9 protein-coding genes are annotated in these 17,792 nt (G+C 59.3%); 2 read left to right on the top strand and 7 right to left on the bottom strand.

Annotated elements, in window-relative coordinates; genetic code table 11:
- The 7 genes from OC537_RS08405 to OC537_RS08435 all read right to left on the bottom strand — a co-directional run.
- Positions 1 to 1,933: retention module-containing protein (locus tag OC537_RS08405; RefSeq protein WP_262110771.1), on the bottom strand; the 1,933-nt coding region annotated here is incomplete at its 3' end.
- A 269-nt stretch (positions 1,934 to 2,202) separates the two neighbouring features.
- Complete coding sequence (locus OC537_RS08410) at positions 2,203 to 4,128, bottom strand: EAL domain-containing protein (protein ID WP_262110772.1); 1,926 nt, start codon at positions 4,126 to 4,128, stop codon at positions 2,203 to 2,205.
- Positions 4,129 to 4,131: 3 nt separating this feature from the next.
- The gene (locus tag OC537_RS08415; protein ID WP_410050465.1) at positions 4,132 to 4,902 is read right to left on the bottom strand and encodes a transglutaminase-like cysteine peptidase; all 771 of its coding nucleotides are present in this window, start codon (positions 4,900 to 4,902) and stop codon (positions 4,132 to 4,134) included.
- A 99-nt stretch (positions 4,903 to 5,001) separates the two neighbouring features.
- Complete coding sequence (locus OC537_RS08420) at positions 5,002 to 6,333, bottom strand: TolC family outer membrane protein (RefSeq protein WP_106886469.1); 1,332 nt, start codon at positions 6,331 to 6,333, stop codon at positions 5,002 to 5,004.
- A gap of 35 nt (positions 6,334 to 6,368) precedes the next feature.
- Positions 6,369 to 7,784 (bottom strand): HlyD family type I secretion periplasmic adaptor subunit, encoded by a 1,416-nt coding sequence (locus tag OC537_RS08425; RefSeq protein ID WP_025327371.1) that lies wholly within the window; start codon positions 7,782 to 7,784, stop codon positions 6,369 to 6,371.
- The gene (locus OC537_RS08430) at positions 7,777 to 9,921 is read right to left on the bottom strand and encodes a type I secretion system permease/ATPase (RefSeq protein ID WP_262110774.1); all 2,145 of its coding nucleotides are present in this window, start codon (positions 9,919 to 9,921) and stop codon (positions 7,777 to 7,779) included. The genes OC537_RS08425 and OC537_RS08430 overlap by 8 nt, the downstream gene beginning before the upstream one ends.
- A gap of 362 nt (positions 9,922 to 10,283) precedes the next feature.
- A complete protein-coding gene (locus OC537_RS08435; RefSeq protein ID WP_262110775.1) occupies positions 10,284 to 11,228 on the bottom strand; it encodes a TIGR01212 family radical SAM protein in 945 nt (314 codons plus the stop codon).
- Between the two features lie 600 nt (positions 11,229 to 11,828).
- Between OC537_RS08435 and gltB the strand changes: the two genes are divergently transcribed.
- Both gltB and OC537_RS08445 read left to right on the top strand, forming a co-directional pair.
- On the top strand, positions 11,829 to 16,286 hold the full coding sequence (gene gltB, locus OC537_RS08440; protein WP_168235333.1) for a glutamate synthase large subunit: 4,458 nt from the start codon (positions 11,829 to 11,831) through the stop codon (positions 16,284 to 16,286).
- A 12-nt stretch (positions 16,287 to 16,298) separates the two neighbouring features.
- Entirely contained in the window at positions 16,299 to 17,714 is a 1,416-nt protein-coding gene (locus OC537_RS08445; RefSeq protein WP_262110777.1) for an FAD-dependent oxidoreductase, read from the top strand.
- Positions 17,715 to 17,792: the final 78 nt, after the last annotated feature.

Raw genomic sequence — 17,792 nt, forward strand, 5'->3', positions numbered from 1 at the left:
CCGTGCCACCCTTGTCGCCTGTGCCGATCACCAGCGAACCGGTGGCCGCCGCGCCATCAGCGCCGTAATTGTCGTCCCCGAGCAATGTGGCCGTCGTGCCAATGGTCACCCCAGAAGAGTTCTCGCTTAGCGTCGCCAGCAAACCATCATTGGTGGCAACAGGCACGTCGTCTTGCACATCAATCATAAAGCTGCCCGCCGGGAATCCACCTACCAGCGGATCGCCGTCACCATCGGTGGCAGTCAATACGCCGGAGAAGTCGATCCCCCCACCCGATAGCAGTTCACTGTCGTTACCATCTGCAACCGGATGGTCCAGTGGGCCACTCAATGTAAAGCTGTAGCTGCCATCGGCACCCACGGTCAGGGTAAAGACCTGCACCCCACCAGCACTGGCGGTCAGCACATTGCCCGCCACACCGTAGCTCAGCGCCACACCACCGCTGGTCAGCGCCTGTTCTTCCAAGCTGCTGATATCACTGCCAAGGCCAAAGCTGCCTGCCCCATCGGCACCAAAGTTGACCAGCCCATTGAGGGTGCCAGCCAAACCTATTGTGCTCACATTCTGTTCAGCCCCTTCACTGTTGCCGCTGGCCAGCGCATCTTCATGGACCAAACTACGCACAGATTGTTCTTCCCCATCAGCCAGAGTTGGTATGTCATCCAAGATGGTGACATCAAGGGTATCGCTGGCCGTATCACCATCACTATCGATCAGCACCACGTTAAAGCTTTCGCTTAGGGAGGTGTCATTGGCAGGTCTTGTATGGTCTTCATTATCGCCAAGGGTATAGCTGTAACTGACTTGTCCTGCACCAGTCACCGGGTTGTAGGTCACCGCTGTGATGGTCAGTACATTTCCAAACGGGCTGATAATGGACTGTGGAAACGATGCGCCTAACTGGCCATTGGTGATTAATGTAACGCCACCCAAAGTCAAACTCTGAACGCCGTCAGGAGCATTGAAGGTAAACACTCCACTTTGAGTCAGAGCTGCGGCATTGGGAGCCGAACCATCCGCTAAATTGGTATCACTGACTTGTACCTCACCCCCTTCCCGAGCCAGCCCAGCAAGACCTACTTCTTCATCTACCGGGGTAATGGAGATAACGAGTGTCGATGTCACTGTGTCCTGGCCATCAGTCACCTGATAATTTATTGGGGGAACGGCGCCATCATAGTTAGGCGCTGGCGTGAAGGTATAACTCCCATCCGAGTTGATGATCAGCGTGCCCACACCAGTAATGGTGGCAGCAACTCCAACAGGCACACCGATGTTGATACCCCAGTCATATGAAACGATAGAGGCATCAGCTGGTCCGTCAGGATTGGTGCTATTTTCGAGCAGATTCCCGCTAACCTGAGAGTCTTCCAAGGTCACGACGGCTTCACCCAGATCATCGAGCTCATTCTCTGGCAGAAGATCGTCTTCCTGCAGCACATTCTGATCGAGCAAGGCGTCATAGCTGGTATCAAATCCGGCCTCGGCTATGGTCGCATCACCGACACGATCGATGACGACAAAGCCGCCGTTGCCACTGGCCCCCGCGACCCCGCCGATGCCGCCACCCCCACCAGCGGCAGGCGCCCCGCCGGCTGCGGCGGCTTCAAAGTCCTTGGTCGGGTCGACCCCTTGCAGGATGGATTCTTGCAAGGCCGCAATTTCTGGAGGGAGGTTGCTGTTCTCGGCCGATGATGAGGGTTGCCCTTCGGCCGGTATATCTGTCTCGGCGGGGGCGGCTGCGGCCTGCCCGGGGTTGTCATCGTAGGGTGCCAACATCAATTTCGCATCGTCGGCAATATTGAGCTTGGCGCCCGGTTGCAATATCTCGCCAGGCTGGAGAGGACGGCTGCTGCCATCGGCAAGCAGGATCTGAACATTGCCTTCCACGGAAGAGACGACGACGGTTTTGTCGATGATTTGGGTGCGCATATCCATTGCTCCAGGGTGACAGATCTTGATGCCTACACTCTAGATGCGCGCCCATCGAGCTTCAGTTGCAAAAATGTACAACATTGAATCTGTTTGGCTTCATCCGATGCAGCGAATCGAATGAATGTTTTTTACACAGACAAATCAATACACTAACAACTCGCCTTTCAGCCCTTCTGCATGTTCATCGCAGCAAAGCACCTTCATATATTCTAAATGGATATAAAAAAGGGCCCTCATTGGGGCCCTTTTCAATATGATTGCGTGATTCACGGCAGTGGGAATGCCGGATGAACGAAGCCTTGATAACCGTCTATATGCAGACTGGCCAGCACCTCGACCTGCTGCTGATCCTCCACTCGGGTGGCGATGGTCGTGACACCCGCATTGTGGGCAGCCCGGCAGACCGCTGCCAGGAAGGAGGTATCTGCTCCCGGCTCCATGACCTGGCTGGTATAGCCATGATCCACCTTGACGTAGGCAGGGGCCAGTTCCTCCAGATATCCGAGGGACTGGAAGTGGCGACCATAGTGATCGACCCCCCACAGGAAGCCCTGCTCTCGCAGCACCTCGACCAGGTTGGTCACATGCTGCTTGTGTTTCATGATGGCGGCCTCAGGGATCTCGAACAGCAGTCTCTCCTTCAACTCGCCATTCACGGCCAGATAGCCGCTCAGCCAGGTCAGGAACTCATCCGAACAGAGCGACCCTGCGGTGATGTTGACCGCGAGCACCAGCTCGGATTGCTGCTTGAACAGGGGCACGCAGGCTTCCAGAACGGCCTTGTCAAACTCGGCCCCCATCTGGAACTGCTCTATGGCGGGCAAGAACTGGCCTGCGAAATAGTCGGTCCCATCCCGCGAGATGGAAGCGAACAGCTCGGCATGCAGGCGCGTACCATCATCGAAGCGACAGGCAGGCTGCGCCTTGAAGCGCCACAGGTTTCGGGCCATTGCATCCTGTACCAGATCACGCCAGGCCAGGCGCCCCATCAACCCCTGATCCGAGCCCCCTTCCATGACGACGGCACCCCGTCGCTCGTTGCGCGCCTTGCCCAGCGCATTGTCCGCCTTGGTCAGCAGGGCGGAGAGGTCATCATCGCCATCACGGCCGGCGATCCCGACCACGGAGAGCGCACCGCTCTCACCCATGGGATTGACCACCAGATCGGCGATACGACCATTGATAAGCTCCGCCAGATCCTTGAGCTGTGACAGATCATCGGTAGGACAGAGCAGGGCGTATTCGGTGGCCGAGATCCGGGCTAGCGCCGCACCATCCCAGCCGTCCAGCAGCTCCCTGAGCACCTGGGCGATAGACTTGACCATGTTGTCCCGCGCCGCATAGCCTTCCTCACGATAGAGATCGTCCAGCATGTCGACGGCCACCAGCATGACGCCCCCCTGTCCCGCTTCGGCGATCCAGGCATTGACCTGTCCCATGAAGTAGGAGCGGTTACCAAGCCCGGAGACCGCATCCACATAGACCCGGGCGCGCAGGTTCTCGGCTTCATCGGCCTGCTCCTTGAACTGCACCGCCAGCTTGCTCGAGAGGGTGTTGATGGCCTGCACCACCTGTTTCAACTCGCGGCTCTTGGGCTCGGGAATGGTGTGTCCGAAGTGGTGCAGCTCTATCTCGACCGCCTGCTCGCAGATGAGCTTGAGCGGTTTGAGCAGGTAGTTGAGTGCCCGCATCAGCAGTATGGTGGTGATCAGGAAGCCCACCAGGAACCAGGTCGCCAGCTCGCTCATCCCCTTCCAGAGCTCGTAGTAGGCCTGTCCCGGATGGCCCACTATCTTCAGCTTGCCCAGTTGCAACCAGCCCGAGGTCAGAATGGATTCGTTGGATACCTCAGGGAAGAGGCCCAGCTCGATGAACCACTGCGGCACTCCCTGTATGTTGCTGCTGTTTTCCAGTTCGATGACATCCTTGGAAGCCAGCAGATCGAGGCGGACCAGTCGATAGTAGCCGCCGTCGAACACGGCCTTCATGACGGATTCGGCACTCACCTTGTCCCCGTTCTCCAGATACGGCGTCAACGCCAGACCCAGGGCGGTGGAGGTGTTGATGACTGTGGTCTCCTGCTGTTGCGCCAGATAGTTGCGGGTCGAATTGAACTGTACCCAGTAGGTGGCGGCAAACAGCAATCCGAACAGTAACAGCATGGTTGCCAATAGTTGTCTGTAGAGCGTCATAGGTTAATCATCCAAATTCACCACAGGCCGAGCCAATCGCCCTGAAGTCATGCGATTGCGTAAGTCAGTCCATAATCCCAAGCGGGATGATTGCCCGGCCAGTTCCCCTTGACCACGCGCCTTCATCAACCACAAGTGACTACCGTTAAAGCTGTAAATTGGCACCAGATCCGCCCGCTGACTGGCCGGGCGAATGGCACCGACGAGATTGTCCAGAATGAGAGGCACTGATGCGGGCGTCTCATAATAGGCAACAACCATATGAAACTGGTTATAATCCAATGCCTTGACATATACCATCCGCATTTTTTCATCCGGGATGCCAAGCTCCAGCAGCGTAAAGTATTTGGAAATGCTGAAGTCTTCACAATCTCCGCCAGCCGCCCCCAAAAACTCCAGCGGGGTCGCCCAGTAATCCTTCTTGCGCCACAGCTTGATGTCATCGATAAACTGCATCTGATTGAAAAACTGGTTCACCTTCTCCAGCTTCTGCCGCTCCGTCAGACCCGCAGCCCGGTTCTGCATGGCCAGCGTGCGCCAGCTGGTGACCCGCTTGCCTGCACGAGGGCCATAGCTCTCCTCCGCCCGCTTGACCAGCTTCAGATCTTCCGACGACAAGGGCTGGCTGGCGCTGAGCAGCAGAGGGATAGACAGCAGCACCAGCCACAACAGCTGGAGCCGCCAACACTGCACGGGGCGGATGAGCCATGCTGGCCAGAAGAGCCTGCAGCTCCCTGCCTTGCACCACGATGTCACATGTTTCCCCTGCGGCATGCCATTGCAATCTTCAGTTGAAAGCCAAATACATAAAAGAATGACTGCAGCAAGCTGCAGCCATTTCTTCTGACTGATATGACATCAGCACGATGACCATCAGTTGTTGTTGGCCTGCCAATCAGCGGGCTGCTGTACATTCATGGCATTGAGCAGTCCCCCGGTGGCATTGAGGATACGGTAATCCGCCAGCAGGGAGTCATACTCGGCCGTGATGTAGCTGCGGCGAGCCTCGAACAGTTCGTTCTCCGTGTTCAGCACGTCCAGCAAGGTCCGTTGTCCCAGACCAAACTGCTTCTTGTACGCCTGTACGGTGTCGTAGCTGGCGTCCACGTGCTCTTTCAGGAAGACTTTCTGCTTGGCCAGCGACTCCTTGGCATTCCAGGCGAGGCGGGTCCCCTCTTCCACCTGACGGAAGGCATTCAGGTGAATGTCTTTTGCCTGGGAATAGAGTGCCGAGGTGGCCTTGCTTTCAGCCAGATCGGAGCCGCCACGGAACAGGTTGTAACGCATCCGGACCATGGCGGTGAGATCGTCGTTGCGTCCTTTGACCGCATCGATGTCCTCGTTCCAGTTCTGATCCACCTCGAAGGCCACGTTCGGGTAGAACCCGGACTTGGAGCCTTCATGCTGATACTTGGCCTCTTCGATGTCTTGCAGGGAGGACAGCAGGGTCGGGTGAACCTCGGTGGCCGTCTTCAGCGCATCCTCCAGGGTGGCCGGGATCAACTGGCTGTTGGGCGCTGGCTGCACCAGATCCTTGGGCACCTCATTCACGACCCGGATGAACTCGCTCTCGGCATCCCGATAGTTGTTCTCCGCGGCCGCCTGGTTGGAATAGGCACGTGCCACACGACCATCTATCTGGGTCTGGTCCGCGGTCGAGCCCAAACCTGAGTCTGTCCGTTTCTGGATGTCGCTGCGGATCTGCTCGTGGGTTTCCAGGTTCTGCTTGGACAGCTCCAGGATCTCCTGCTGACGCAGCATGTTGAGGTACACCTCGGCCACACGCAGCGCCGTGTTCTCCGCCTCGGAGATCATGGCCAGACGTTGGGCCTGGGCTGCGGCATCGGTCCGGGCCACGTTGCTGCTGACATCGAAGCCGTCAAACAGCATCTGGCGCAGGCTGATCCCGGCCTCTTTTCGAGTCATGGAATCATCGATCGTCTGCGAGTTGGCACCCGCCGCACGGGTCGAGGGGCTGTCGGTCTTCTCGTAACCAACGCCGCCACGCAGATCTATGGTGGGATAGTAGCCGCCCTTGGCTCCATCATGCTGGTACAGTCGTGCCTGATAGAGATCAAAAGCTTCCTTGATTTTCGGATGGGTAGCCAGTGACTGTGCCACTGACTGTTCCAGTGTCTGTGCCTGGCTCAGGCCCGGGAACAGTATGGTGCCACTAACCAGCATGGCAACAATCGTCTTCTTCATGGTATCTCCAGTCATGTTGTTTTTAGATTGTTGGCTTATCGTTCTCTCAGTGCCGACTGCTTAGCCCGCAGGATGGGCTTGAGCAAGTAGTCTAGGACACTTTTTTTGCCAGTAATGATATCTGCACTGGCTAACATACCGGGGATGATGGGAAGTGCGTTAAGCTCATCGCCCAGATAACTCTTCTCGGTACGCACCCGAACCAGATAGAAGGAGTTGCCCTCCTCATCCTGGATCGAGTCGGCACTTATCTGTTCAACCTTGCCATGTAAACCTCCATAAACAGTGAAATCATAAGCGGTTATCTTGACCACGGCCTCCAGCCCGGGTCGCAGGAAAGCTATGTCCTTGGGTGATACCTTGGCTTCCACCAGCAGGGTATCCTCCAGCGGCACTATCTCCATCAGATCCATGCCAGGCTGTACGACCCCTCCCAGGGTATTGATCTTGAGCTTCTTGATGGTGCCCTTGAGCGGCGCTATCACGCTGGTACGATCGACCCTGTCCCGCAGACCGACCTGGCCCTCGGACAACTGGCTCAGTTTGCCCTGACGTTCGTTGAGCTCGGTCTGGGAGTCCGCTCTGAACTTCAAGGCGATGTCATTGCGCTTGGAGATGGTCTCCCGCAGCACTGAGTTGAGTTTGGGGATGAGCAGGCGGTTGGCTTCCAGCTCGCCCTGCATCTCGTTGACCTGCCGCTCCAGTTTAATTAGCTCCACTTGAGGAACTATACCCTCTTTTGCGAGAGGCCGGCTGATGTTCAACTCCTGGCGGGCCAGATCCACGCTGCGACTCACCGTCCTTATCTTGGCATTGAGCTCTATGGTCTCCTGCTCCTTCTGCTCGATCTGCTGACCGAGAATGTAGAGCTGGTTGTTCAAATTGTTGAGGCGCTCGTCCTGTACCGACTTTTCACGGGCCACGTATTCCGCAAAGACGTTCTCGAACCCTTCGGGGAAGACGATGGGCTGCTTGTCGATGACCACCTGCTCACGCCAGCCGAGGTTGGGTTCTCTCTTGACCACCACACTGCGGATCTCGGCACGCAGACGGGCGATGTCGCCCTTGAGGATCACCAGCTCCTGTTCACGCTCGCGAAAATCCGACTTGAAGCGGGTATCGTCTATGCGCAGCAGAGGCTGCCCCTCCTCGACTATGTCACCCTCTTTGACGAAGATCTCCTTGACGATCCCCCCTTCCAGGTTCTGGATCACCTGCAGCTGGCGGGACGGAATGACCTTGCCCTGGCCGACGGTGACCTCGTCAAGCTCCGCCCAGGCGGCCCAGATGATGGCACTCATGAAGAACAGGAAACAGGCCCAGAGCAGCACCTTGGCGCGGGTTGGCGTGCTCAACAAGACGGCGGCGGCACCGTCGTCGACATACTCGAGGTGCTCGGGGGCGGGCAACACTGTGTCTGGTGCCGTTTTCTTGAACCAGTTGTTAGCCATTGGCCGTCTCCTGCACCCGTACCTTGCCTTCCTTCAGTTGTTGCAGCACCGTCTCCTTGGGGCCGTCAGCCACTATCTTCCCCTGCTCCACGACGATGACCCGGGAGGCCACATCCAGCATGGAGGTCTTGTGGGTAATGAGGATCAGCGTGGTTTCAGGACCCAGCCTTGCCAGCTCCTGCTTCACATGCATCTCTGACTGGTTGTCCATGTTGGACGTTGGCTCATCCATCACCAGGATGGGGGGATCGTTGAGCAGGGCACGGGCCAGCAAAATGGCCTGGCGCTGACCACCTGAGAGCTGACGCCCCCCCTCGCCTATCTGCCGGTCCAGCCCATTGGGATCCCGATTGGTAAAGTTGGTGACGCCGGCCCGCTTGGCGGCGCGCACAACCCGGGCATCATCCACCAGCGGGTTGCCCAGCATGATGTTGTCTCGCACCGAGCCAAAGAAGAGTGTCACGTCCTGCGGCACACAGCCGATGTTGCGACGGATGGCGGCCGGCGCCAGCTGATCCAGCTCGAAGCCATCGAGGCGCACCAGACCGTCCGTCGGTCGATAGAGCCCCATCAGCAGCTTCTCAAGGGTGGTCTTGCCCGCCCCGATCCGCCCTATGATGGCCACCTTCTCCCCCGGCTCGATACGCAGATTGATGTTGTGCAGTGTGCTGCTTTCCATGCCCGGGTATTTGAAGGAGACGTTTTCGAACTCGATGCGGCCCTGGATGATGGGGTGGTGAATGTACTGCCTGCCCTCCTCCTGCTCGCCCGGCGTCATCATGATCTTCTCCAGGATCTCCAGGGCAGACTTGGCCTGGTTGTAGCGGGTCGACAGCACGGAGAGCTGAACCATGGGAGCGATGGCGCGGCTGGACAGCATGACGGCGGCGATCATGCCCCCCATGGTCACCAGCCCTTCGGAGATCTGGTAGACCCCGACGATGACCAACCCCACAGTCACCACCTGCTGGATATAGCTCGCCAGAGAGGACATGGAATTGGTGATGCGACGGGTCTGCACGCCCCAGGTTGAGATGTGGGACACAGCCTGCTCCCAGCGGTGTTGGAACATGCTCTCGGCGCCGAAGATCTTGACGGTCTCAAGGCCGGAGATGCTTTCGATCAGGTTGGCGTTCTTCTGGGAGGCCAGGCGGGAACCCTCCTCGATGGACTGCTTGAGCGGTGCCTGGATATAGAAGCTGTAGGCCACCAGGATCAGCATGGCGACGATGGGCACCACCACCATGACGCCGGCAAACAGCCAGATGATGAAGAGGAAGAAGACCGCAAACGGCAGATCAATCAGGGTCGATACGGTGGCGGAGGTGAAGAACTCCCGTACCGATTCAAACTCCTGCAGATGCTTGGCGAACGCCCCCGTCGAGGCAGGGCGGGACTCCATCTTCATCCCCATGACCTTGGCAAAGATCTTGGCCGACAGCAGCACATCCGATTTCTTGCCGGCAATGTCGATGAAGTAGCTGCGCAACTGGCGCATCACGAAGTCAAAGGTGAACACCACCATAGCCCCTACCGCCAACACCCAGAGGGAGTCGAACGCCAGGTTGGGCACTATCTTGTCGTAGACATTCATGGTGAACAGAGGGCTGGCCACCGCAAAGAGGTTGATGAGAATGGAGGCAATCAGCACATCGCGATAGATGCCGCGAGATTCAAACAGCGTGCTCCAGAACCAGTGACCGTCCCGGGTCTCCAGCACCTTGGGGGAGCGTTCATCGAACTTGAACTGCTTCTTGACGAAGAACAGCCGACCATTGTACTCGTCGCCCAGCTGGGCTGTGCTGACCCACTGCGCCGCATCACCGGCCTGGGGGAAGATGACCTTGGCCTGGCTCCTGTCCTTGTTCCACTCCAGCAGGATGCAGGCGCCGCCCTGCCGCGTCTGCAAGACGCAGGGCAACAGCAGGGGAGAGATGTTTTCGAGTGGCTGGATCACCTCACGGGCGGACAAACCGCCACGCTCGGCAGCGCGACTGAAGAGTGCCGTACTCAGACGGCCCGAGACCAGTGGCAAGCCCGTGGTGAGGGCATCCTGACTATTGGGTACGCCATAAAAACGGGTCAAAAAGACCAGGCATTCCAATAGTTCATCTATATGGCTGGTTTCTGCTTGCATAGCATCCTGTCAAAATATGATTCAGACGGTTGTCGCAGGGAAATCATCACCCGGAACCTGGTGGCGACCTGTGAATGCAGAGCAGATCCCATCATCGCGAACCGACAACCCAATTAGCGCACTCGGCAGTGACATCCAATGCCATCGCCAGACTCACACATCGTCAAACCGGGAAGAGAGGAGCCACACACGTCATCTGATGACGGCAAGGAGTGCGAGATATCCTGCCCGGTCCATTAATTACTAAAGAGTTATTGATAACAATATCTTTTTCAAGCCGACCATCTTATCAAGGTGACTTGAACGAAACTATACTGCAAAGACTGAATTTCATCTAATAACCCTCTGTTTTTTTAATGAAATTAGAGTTGCCACTCATTAAAAGGAGCGAGCGAGAAGGGTCGGCCCAGGGCAGCCCCCTGGGGGCCTGATCGAGTCAGTTCAGCGGCAATTTCTGCCATGGCGGTCCAGCGATTTTCACACCAGGCTGGGGCCAGCAGGGTCGGACGGCGTGCCGACGCCGAGATCCGGTGATAGACCACCTCGGGGGGCGTGTGCTGGATCATGGCCACAGCCGCCTCCACATAGTGTTCCAGCGTCAGCACCTCCAGCCGCCCTGCCTGCCACGCCTTGCCGAGGGTGCTCCCCTCCACCACGTGGAGCGGATGCAGCTTGATCCCCTCGACCCCGGTCGCAACGATGCGATGCAGGGTATCGAGGCTGTCCATGGGCACCTCGCCCGACAGGCCAACGATCAGATGGGCACATACCTTGATACCGCGCTGATGGGCACGTCTTACCGCATCCTCATAAGCGGCATAACCGTGGCCGCGATTGATCCGTTGCAGTGTCTTGTCGCTTGCACTTTGCAGCCCCAGCTCCAGCCACACCTCGTAGCCACGGGCCTGATAGCCCGCCAGCAGATCCAGTACCGCATCCGGCACGCAATCGGGCCGGGTCCCGACACAGAGCCCCACCATGTCGCTGACCGACAACGCCTCCTCATACATGCGCTGCAGGTATTCCACCTCGGCATAGGTGCTCGTATAGGCCTGAAAGTAGGCGAGATAGCGCTTGGCACGGGTCACTTCGTCCCGGCGCGCCAGCAGTTGTTGCACCACTGAGAGCTGCTGGGTCGATTCGTCGGCGAAAGAGGAGACATTGCAGAAGGTGCAGCCGCCGCGGCCCAGGGTGCCGTCCCGGTTCGGGCAGGTGAAGGCGCCGTGGATGGAGAGTTTGTGGATCTTCTGGCCGTGGCGCTGCTTGAGATCCTGGCCGAATGTATTGATGAGTTCGTGTAACTGCATGACACCTCCGATATGAGCTGTCATTGTACTGGCAGAGGCTCCCCGCCAGGCTGAGCTGGATCAAGCCGCCCCGCCCCCAAAAACCATATAAATATTCACATTGCGTGCGATAAATACCCACAGACAGGGTTTTAAGGTTACTTTTGGAAACCACAGACCTTCGACAAAGAGGGGAAAGTGGAACTATGCCTCCCCTCTAACCGGCTGTTAGCACTGCAAAAATCTCGCTTAGCCCGCAACCGGATAAATGCAAGACGCAGGATCCTGAAATGTGATCACCGCCCGCCCCCGACGGGATGAATTGGTAAAATTACTACAGTTCAGCGTCGCAAAGCAGTCAACCACCAAATCCATCATTATCAGTTCAATCAACTTTAAAAAATAAATTTCATGGATTTTTGTATAGCAAAAACTGGATTGAGTCTCTGAAACCCGCATTTTGTTATGGCGGTGTAACATTGCAAACAAGCGGGATGTCCAATTGACCTTGCCCGAAAATCCCATTAGTTTGGAGATTCGCCACCTCAGGCGGACGGAACCACAAGAGCCAATCGCAATTTATGCAGTTTGCGGTGGAAGGCCGAGCAAGGGAGAAATGCAATGTCACTATATGATCCAAAGCTGGAGAGGGATAACTGTGGCTTCGGCCTGTTGGCCCACATGGAAGGGGAAGCCAGCCACAAGCTTGTCCGTCTCGCGATGTCAGCCTTGGCTCGCATGCAGCACCGCGGCGGCATCTCCGCCGACGGCAAGACCGGCGATGGCTGTGGTCTGCTGCTGCAAAAACCGGACAGCTTCTATCGCGCTGTCGCCGAAGAGAAGGGATGGCACCTGGGCCGCAACTATGCGGTCGGCATGCTGTTCCTGAACCCGGACCCCGTATTGGCCCAGCAGACCCGCGACATCATCGACGAGGAGCTGGAAAGAGAGACCCTGAGTCTGGTCGGTTGGCGCAAGGTGCCCATCGATACCAATGTGCTCGGTCCCATTGCCAAGGCGTCCCTGCCCAGCATTGAACAGGTCTTTGTCAACGCGCCGCCAGGCTGGGTCGACAAGGATCTAGAGCGCCGCCTTTATATAGTGCGCCGCCGCATCGAGAAGCGCATCAGCGACGACTACTTCTATGTGGTCAGCCTCTCCAACCTGGTCACCGTCTACAAAGGACTGTGCATGCCGGTGGATTTGCCGCGCTTCTATCTGGATCTCGCCGACATCCGCATGCAGGCCGCCATCTGCGTGTTCCACCAGCGCTTCTCCACCAACACCAGCCCGCGCTGGCCGTTGGCGCAACCCTTCCGCTACCTCGCTCACAACGGCGAGATCAACACTATCGCCGGCAACCGCCAGTGGGCCAAGGCGCGCAGCTACAAGTTCGCCACCCCGCTGATCCCGGATCTGCAAGAGGCAGCCCCCTTCGTCAACACCACTGGGTCGGATTCCTCCAGCCTCGACAACATGCTGGATCTCTTCCTGGCCGGTGGCATGGACCTGTTCCGGGCCATGCGCCTGCTGATCCCGCCTGCATGGCAAAAACACCCGAACATGGATGACGATCTGCGCGCCTTCTATGACTTCAACTCCATGCACATGGAGCCCTGGGATGGCCCGGCCGGCATCGTCATGACCGATGGCCGCTACGCCACCTGCGCGCTGGACCGTAACGGCCTGCGCCCAGCCCGCTACGTCATCACCAAGGACAAGTTCATCACCCTGGCCTCCGAGGTCGGCACCTGGGACTACACCCCGGACGAGGTACTGGAGAAGGGCCGGGTCGGCCCGGGCGAGCTGTTCGTGGTGGATACCAGCAACGGCAAGGTGTGGACCAGCTTCGAGATCGATGACGATCTCAAGAGCCGTCACACCTACAAGCAGTGGATGGACAAGCACTGCAAGCGACTGGTGCCGTTCGAGCAGATGGATGACGCCAGTACAGGCGCCCGCGAGCTCCCTGACGATCAGCTCAAGACCTATCAGAAACTGTTCGGCTACTCCTACGAGGAGCTGGATCAAATCATCCGCGTGCTCGGCGAGAACGGCCAGGAGGCGGTGGGCTCCATGGGGGATGACACCCCGATGGCGGTGCTCTCCTCCAGCCAGCGTACCCTGTACGACTACTTCCGCCAGATGTTCGCCCAGGTGACCAACCCGCCCATAGATCCGCTGCGGGAAAACCATGTCATGTCGCTGGCCACCTGTATAGGTCGCGAGCAGAACGTCTTCAACGAGACCTTCGGGCACGCCCACAGGGTGCTGTTCCAGTCGCCTATCCTGCTCTACTCCGACTTCCACCAGCTGCTGGCGCTGGAAGGGGAGCACTACCGTCATGCGGTGCTGAGCCTCAACTACCTGCCCGAAGAGGGGCTGCAAGCGGCGCTGGAGCGGCTCTGTGCCGACGCGGCCGACAAGGCCCGCAATGGCACTGTGCTGCTGGTGCTGTCTGACAGAGACATCAGTGCCGACACCCTGCCCATTCCGGCCGCCATGGCGGTGGGGGCGGTGCAACGCACTCTGGTGGACAACAACCTGCGCTGCGACGCCAATATACTGGTGGAGACCGCCAGCGTGCGCGACCCGCATCACTTCGCCGTGCTGCTGGGCTTTGGCGCCACCGCCATCTATCCCTATCTCGCCTACGAGACCCTGGCCAAACAGGTCGAGGAAGGCGTGCTCAAGATGAGCCTGCGCCAGGCCATGCTCAACTACCGCAACGGCATCAACAAGGGGCTCTACAAGGTGATGTCCAAGATGGGCATCAGCACTGTGGCAAGCTACCGCTGCTCCCAGCTGTTCGAAGCCGTGGGTCTGTCCAAATCCGTTGTCGAGCTCTGCTTCCGCGGCGTCTCAAGCCGCATTCAGGGCGCCGATTTCACCGACATCCAGCAGGATCAGGTCAATCTGGCACGCCAAGCCTGGCTCGGCCGCAAGCCGCTGACCCAGGGCGGGCTGCTCAAATTCGTCCACGGCGGCGAGTACCACACCTACAACCCGGACGTGGTGCAAACCCTGCAAGTGGCGGTGCGCTCCGGCAACTACGCCGATTACAAGGAGTACGCCCGCCTGGTGAACGAGCGCCCCGTCGCCACCTTGCGCGATCTGCTCGTCCTCAAGCAGGGAACGACGCCGGTTGCGCTGGAGCAGGTTGAGCCCGCCGCCAAGCTGTTCCCCCGCTTCGACTCCGCCGCCATGTCCATAGGCGCGCTGGGCCCTGAGGCGCACGAGGCACTGGCGGTGGCCATGAACCGCCTCGGCGGTCAGAGCAACTCGGGCGAAGGCGGTGAAGATCCCAAGCGCTTTGGCACCGAGAAGAATTCGCGCATCAAGCAGGTGGCCTCGGGGCGCTTTGGCGTCACCCCCCACTACCTGATGAACGCGGACGTGGTCCAGATCAAGGTGGCCCAGGGCGCCAAGCCAGGCGAAGGGGGTCAGCTGCCCGGTGACAAGGTGACGGCCCAGATAGCCAAACTGCGTTATTCCGTGCCCGGCGTGACCCTGATCTCGCCGCCGCCGCACCACGACATCTACTCCATCGAGGACTTGGCTCAGCTCATCTTCGACATCAAGCAGATCAACCCGGACTGCCTGGTGTCGGTCAAGCTGGTCTCCGAGCCCGGCGTCGGCACCATCGCCTGCGGCGTAGCCAAGGCCTATGCCGACTTCATCACAGTCTCGGGTTATGACGGTGGCACCGGCGCCAGCCCGCTGAGTTCGGTCAAATACGCCGGCTCCCCCTGGGAGCTGGGGCTAGCCGAGACCCAACAGGCCCTGGTGGCCAACGGCCTGCGCCACAAGGTGCGCCTCCAGGTGGATGGCGGTCTCAAAACCGGCCTCGACATCATCAAGGCCGCCATCCTCGGCGCCGAGAGCTTCGGTTTCGGCACCGGCCCCATGGTGGCGCTCGGCTGCAAATACCTTCGCATCTGCCACCTGAACAACTGCGCCACCGGCGTCGCCACCCAGGACGAGAAGCTGCGCCGCGAGCACTTCACCGGCCTGCCGGAGATGGTGATGAACTACTTCAAGTTCATCGCCGAAGAGACCCGCGAGCTGATGGCTGAGCTCGGCGTCACCCAGCTCACCGACCTCATCGGTCGCACCGACCTGCTGGAAGCCCTGCCAGGCCTCACCGCCCGTCAGGCCAAGCTGGATCTCTCCGGCATTCTGGCAAGCCCGGTGGCACCGGCAGGCTCCAGCCTGTTCAGCCAGCAACACAACCCCACCTTCGACAAGGGCCCGCTCAACCTCAAGATGGTGGACGACCTGCTGGAGGCGGTGGAAAACATGAGCGGTGGCGAGTTCCGCTACGACATCCGCAACACGGATCGCTCTGTGGGTGCGCGCCTGTCCGGCGAGATAGTCAAACGTCACGGCAACCAGGGTATGGCCGCCGATCCGGTACGGGTGCACTTCAACGGTACCGCAGGCCAGAGCTTCGGTGTCTGGAACGCCGGTGGCCTCGAGATGATACTCACGGGTGACGCCAACGACTACGTGGGCAAGGGGATGACCGGCGGCAAGCTGGTGGTCAAACCCCATGTCGGCGTGGCCTTCAAGTCCCATGAGGCGGCCATCATAGGCAACACCTGCCTCTACGGCGCCACCGGCGGCAAGCTTTACGCAGCAGGTACCGCGGGCGAGCGCTTCGCGGTGCGCAACTCGGGGGCCCTCGCGGTAGTCGAGGGGATTGGCGACAACGGCTGTGAATACATGACAGGCGGCATCGTCACCATACTCGGTACCACTGGGGTCAACTTCGCGGCGGGCATGACAGGCGGCTTTGCCTACGTGCTCGACGAGTGCGGCAACTTTGCCAAGCGTACCAACCCCGAGCTGGTGGAACTGCTGGACGTGGCGGACCTTGCCATCCATCAGGAGCACCTGCGCGGCATCATCACGGCGCACCTCAACGAGACAGGCAGCTCGCGCGCCGAGGAGATACTGGCCAACTTCGACTCCTATGTGCCCAAGTTCAGGCTGATCAAGCCCAAGTCCAGCGACGTCAAGTCCCTGCTTGGCCACACCAGCCGCTCTAGTGCAGAACTCAGAATCCAGGCGCAATAAGGAGGGAACCCTATGAGCCAGAACGTATTCCAGTTTATCGATGTCCAGCGGGTCGACCCGCCCAAGAAGCCGCTCAAGATCCGCAAGATCCAGTTTGTGGAGATCTACGAGCCCTTCAACCAGGCCCAGGTCGGCATGCAGGCGGATCGCTGCCTCGACTGCGGCAACCCCTATTGCGAGTGGAAGTGCCCGGTGCACAACTACATCCCCAACTGGCTGAAACTGGCCAACGAGGGGCGCATCCTGGAGGCGGTGGAGCTTTCCCACCAGACCAACAGCCTGCCGGAGGTGTGCGGCCGCGTCTGCCCGCAAGACAGACTCTGTGAGGGTGCCTGCACCCTCAACGACAGATTCGGCGCCGTGACCATAGGCAACATCGAAAAATACATCACCGACAAGGCGTTCGAGATGGGCTGGCGCCCGGATCTCTCCAAGGTGGTGAAGACCGGCAAGCGGGTCGCCGTCATCGGCGCCGGCCCCGCCGGCCTCGCCTGTGCCGACGTCCTGGCGCGCAATGGCGTCACCCCTGTGGTGTTTGACAAGTATCCGGAGATCGGCGGCCTGCTGACCTTCGGCATCCCCTCCTTCAAGCTGGAAAAAGAGGTGATGCAGCGCCGTCGCGAGATCTTCGAGGGCATGGGGGTGGAGTTCCGTCTCGAGACCGAAGTGGGTCGTGACGTCACCTTCGCCGACTTGCTCGGCGAGTTCGATGCCGTCTTCCTCGGGGTCGGCACCTACAAATACATGAAGGGCGGCTTTGCCAACGAAGAGGCGCCGGGAGTCTACGACGCCCTGCCCTACCTCATCTCCAACGCGAACCGCTTGCTGGGCTTTGAGAAGGCGCAGGCCGATTACATCGACTTCGCCGGCAAGCAGGTGGTGGTGCTCGGCGGTGGCGATACCGCCATGGACTGCGTGCGCACCGCCATCCGTCAAGGTGCGGACAAGGTGATCTGCGCCTACCGTCGCGATGCCGAGAACATGCCGGGCTCCAAGCGGGAGGTGAAGAACGCTCAGGAGGAAGGGGTGGAATTCATGTTCAACCTCCAGCCGGTCGGCGTGGAGCTGGACGCCCAGGGCCGCACCTGCGGCATCAAGGTAGTGAGCACCGAGCTCAGTGCGCCCGATGCCAACGGTCGTCGCAATCCTGTGGTGATCGAGGGCTCCGAACAGGTGCTGGCCGCCGATGCAGTGGTGATGGCGTTCGGCTTCCAGCCCAACCCCCAGCCCTGGATGCGTGATCACGGTATCGAGCTCGACAGCCGGGACAGGATCAAGGCCCCCGAGCAGGCCGAACATGCCTTCCAGACCAGCAATCCCAAGGTGTTTGCCGGTGGCGATGCGGTGCGCGGCTCGGATCTGGTGGTGACTGCCATCTACGAGGGCCGCAAGGCCGCCGAAGGGATCATGGACTACCTGGCCGTGTAAGCTGCCATCCAAGCCTCCCCAAGCAAACAGCCCCGCCAACGCGGGGCTGTTTTTTTATGCCTGACTCTCGGTGATGCG

It is taken from the genome of Aeromonas sp. Marseille-Q5825, assembly GCF_946892685.1.
Taxonomy (GTDB): domain Bacteria; phylum Pseudomonadota; class Gammaproteobacteria; order Enterobacterales; family Aeromonadaceae; genus Aeromonas; species Aeromonas rivipollensis.

Excerpts from the sequence above, each read along its gene's own strand:
- OC537_RS08415 (WP_410050465.1), bottom strand. The coding sequence starts at position 4,902 with ATGCCGCAGGGGAAACATGTGACATCGTGGTGCAAGGCAGGGAGCTGC.
- OC537_RS08430 (WP_262110774.1), bottom strand. The coding sequence starts at position 9,921 with ATGCAAGCAGAAACCAGCCATATAGATGAACTATTGGAATGCCTGGTC.
- OC537_RS08410 (WP_262110772.1), bottom strand. The coding sequence starts at position 4,128 with ATGACGCTCTACAGACAACTATTGGCAACCATGCTGTTACTGTTCGGA.
- OC537_RS08435 (WP_262110775.1), bottom strand. The coding sequence starts at position 11,228 with ATGCAGTTACACGAACTCATCAATACATTCGGCCAGGATCTCAAGCAG.
- gltB (WP_168235333.1), top strand. The coding sequence starts at position 11,829 with ATGTCACTATATGATCCAAAGCTGGAGAGGGATAACTGTGGCTTCGGC.
- OC537_RS08445 (WP_262110777.1), top strand. The coding sequence starts at position 16,299 with ATGAGCCAGAACGTATTCCAGTTTATCGATGTCCAGCGGGTCGACCCG.
- OC537_RS08425 (WP_025327371.1), bottom strand. The coding sequence starts at position 7,784 with ATGGCTAACAACTGGTTCAAGAAAACGGCACCAGACACAGTGTTGCCC.
- OC537_RS08420 (WP_106886469.1), bottom strand. The coding sequence starts at position 6,333 with ATGAAGAAGACGATTGTTGCCATGCTGGTTAGTGGCACCATACTGTTC.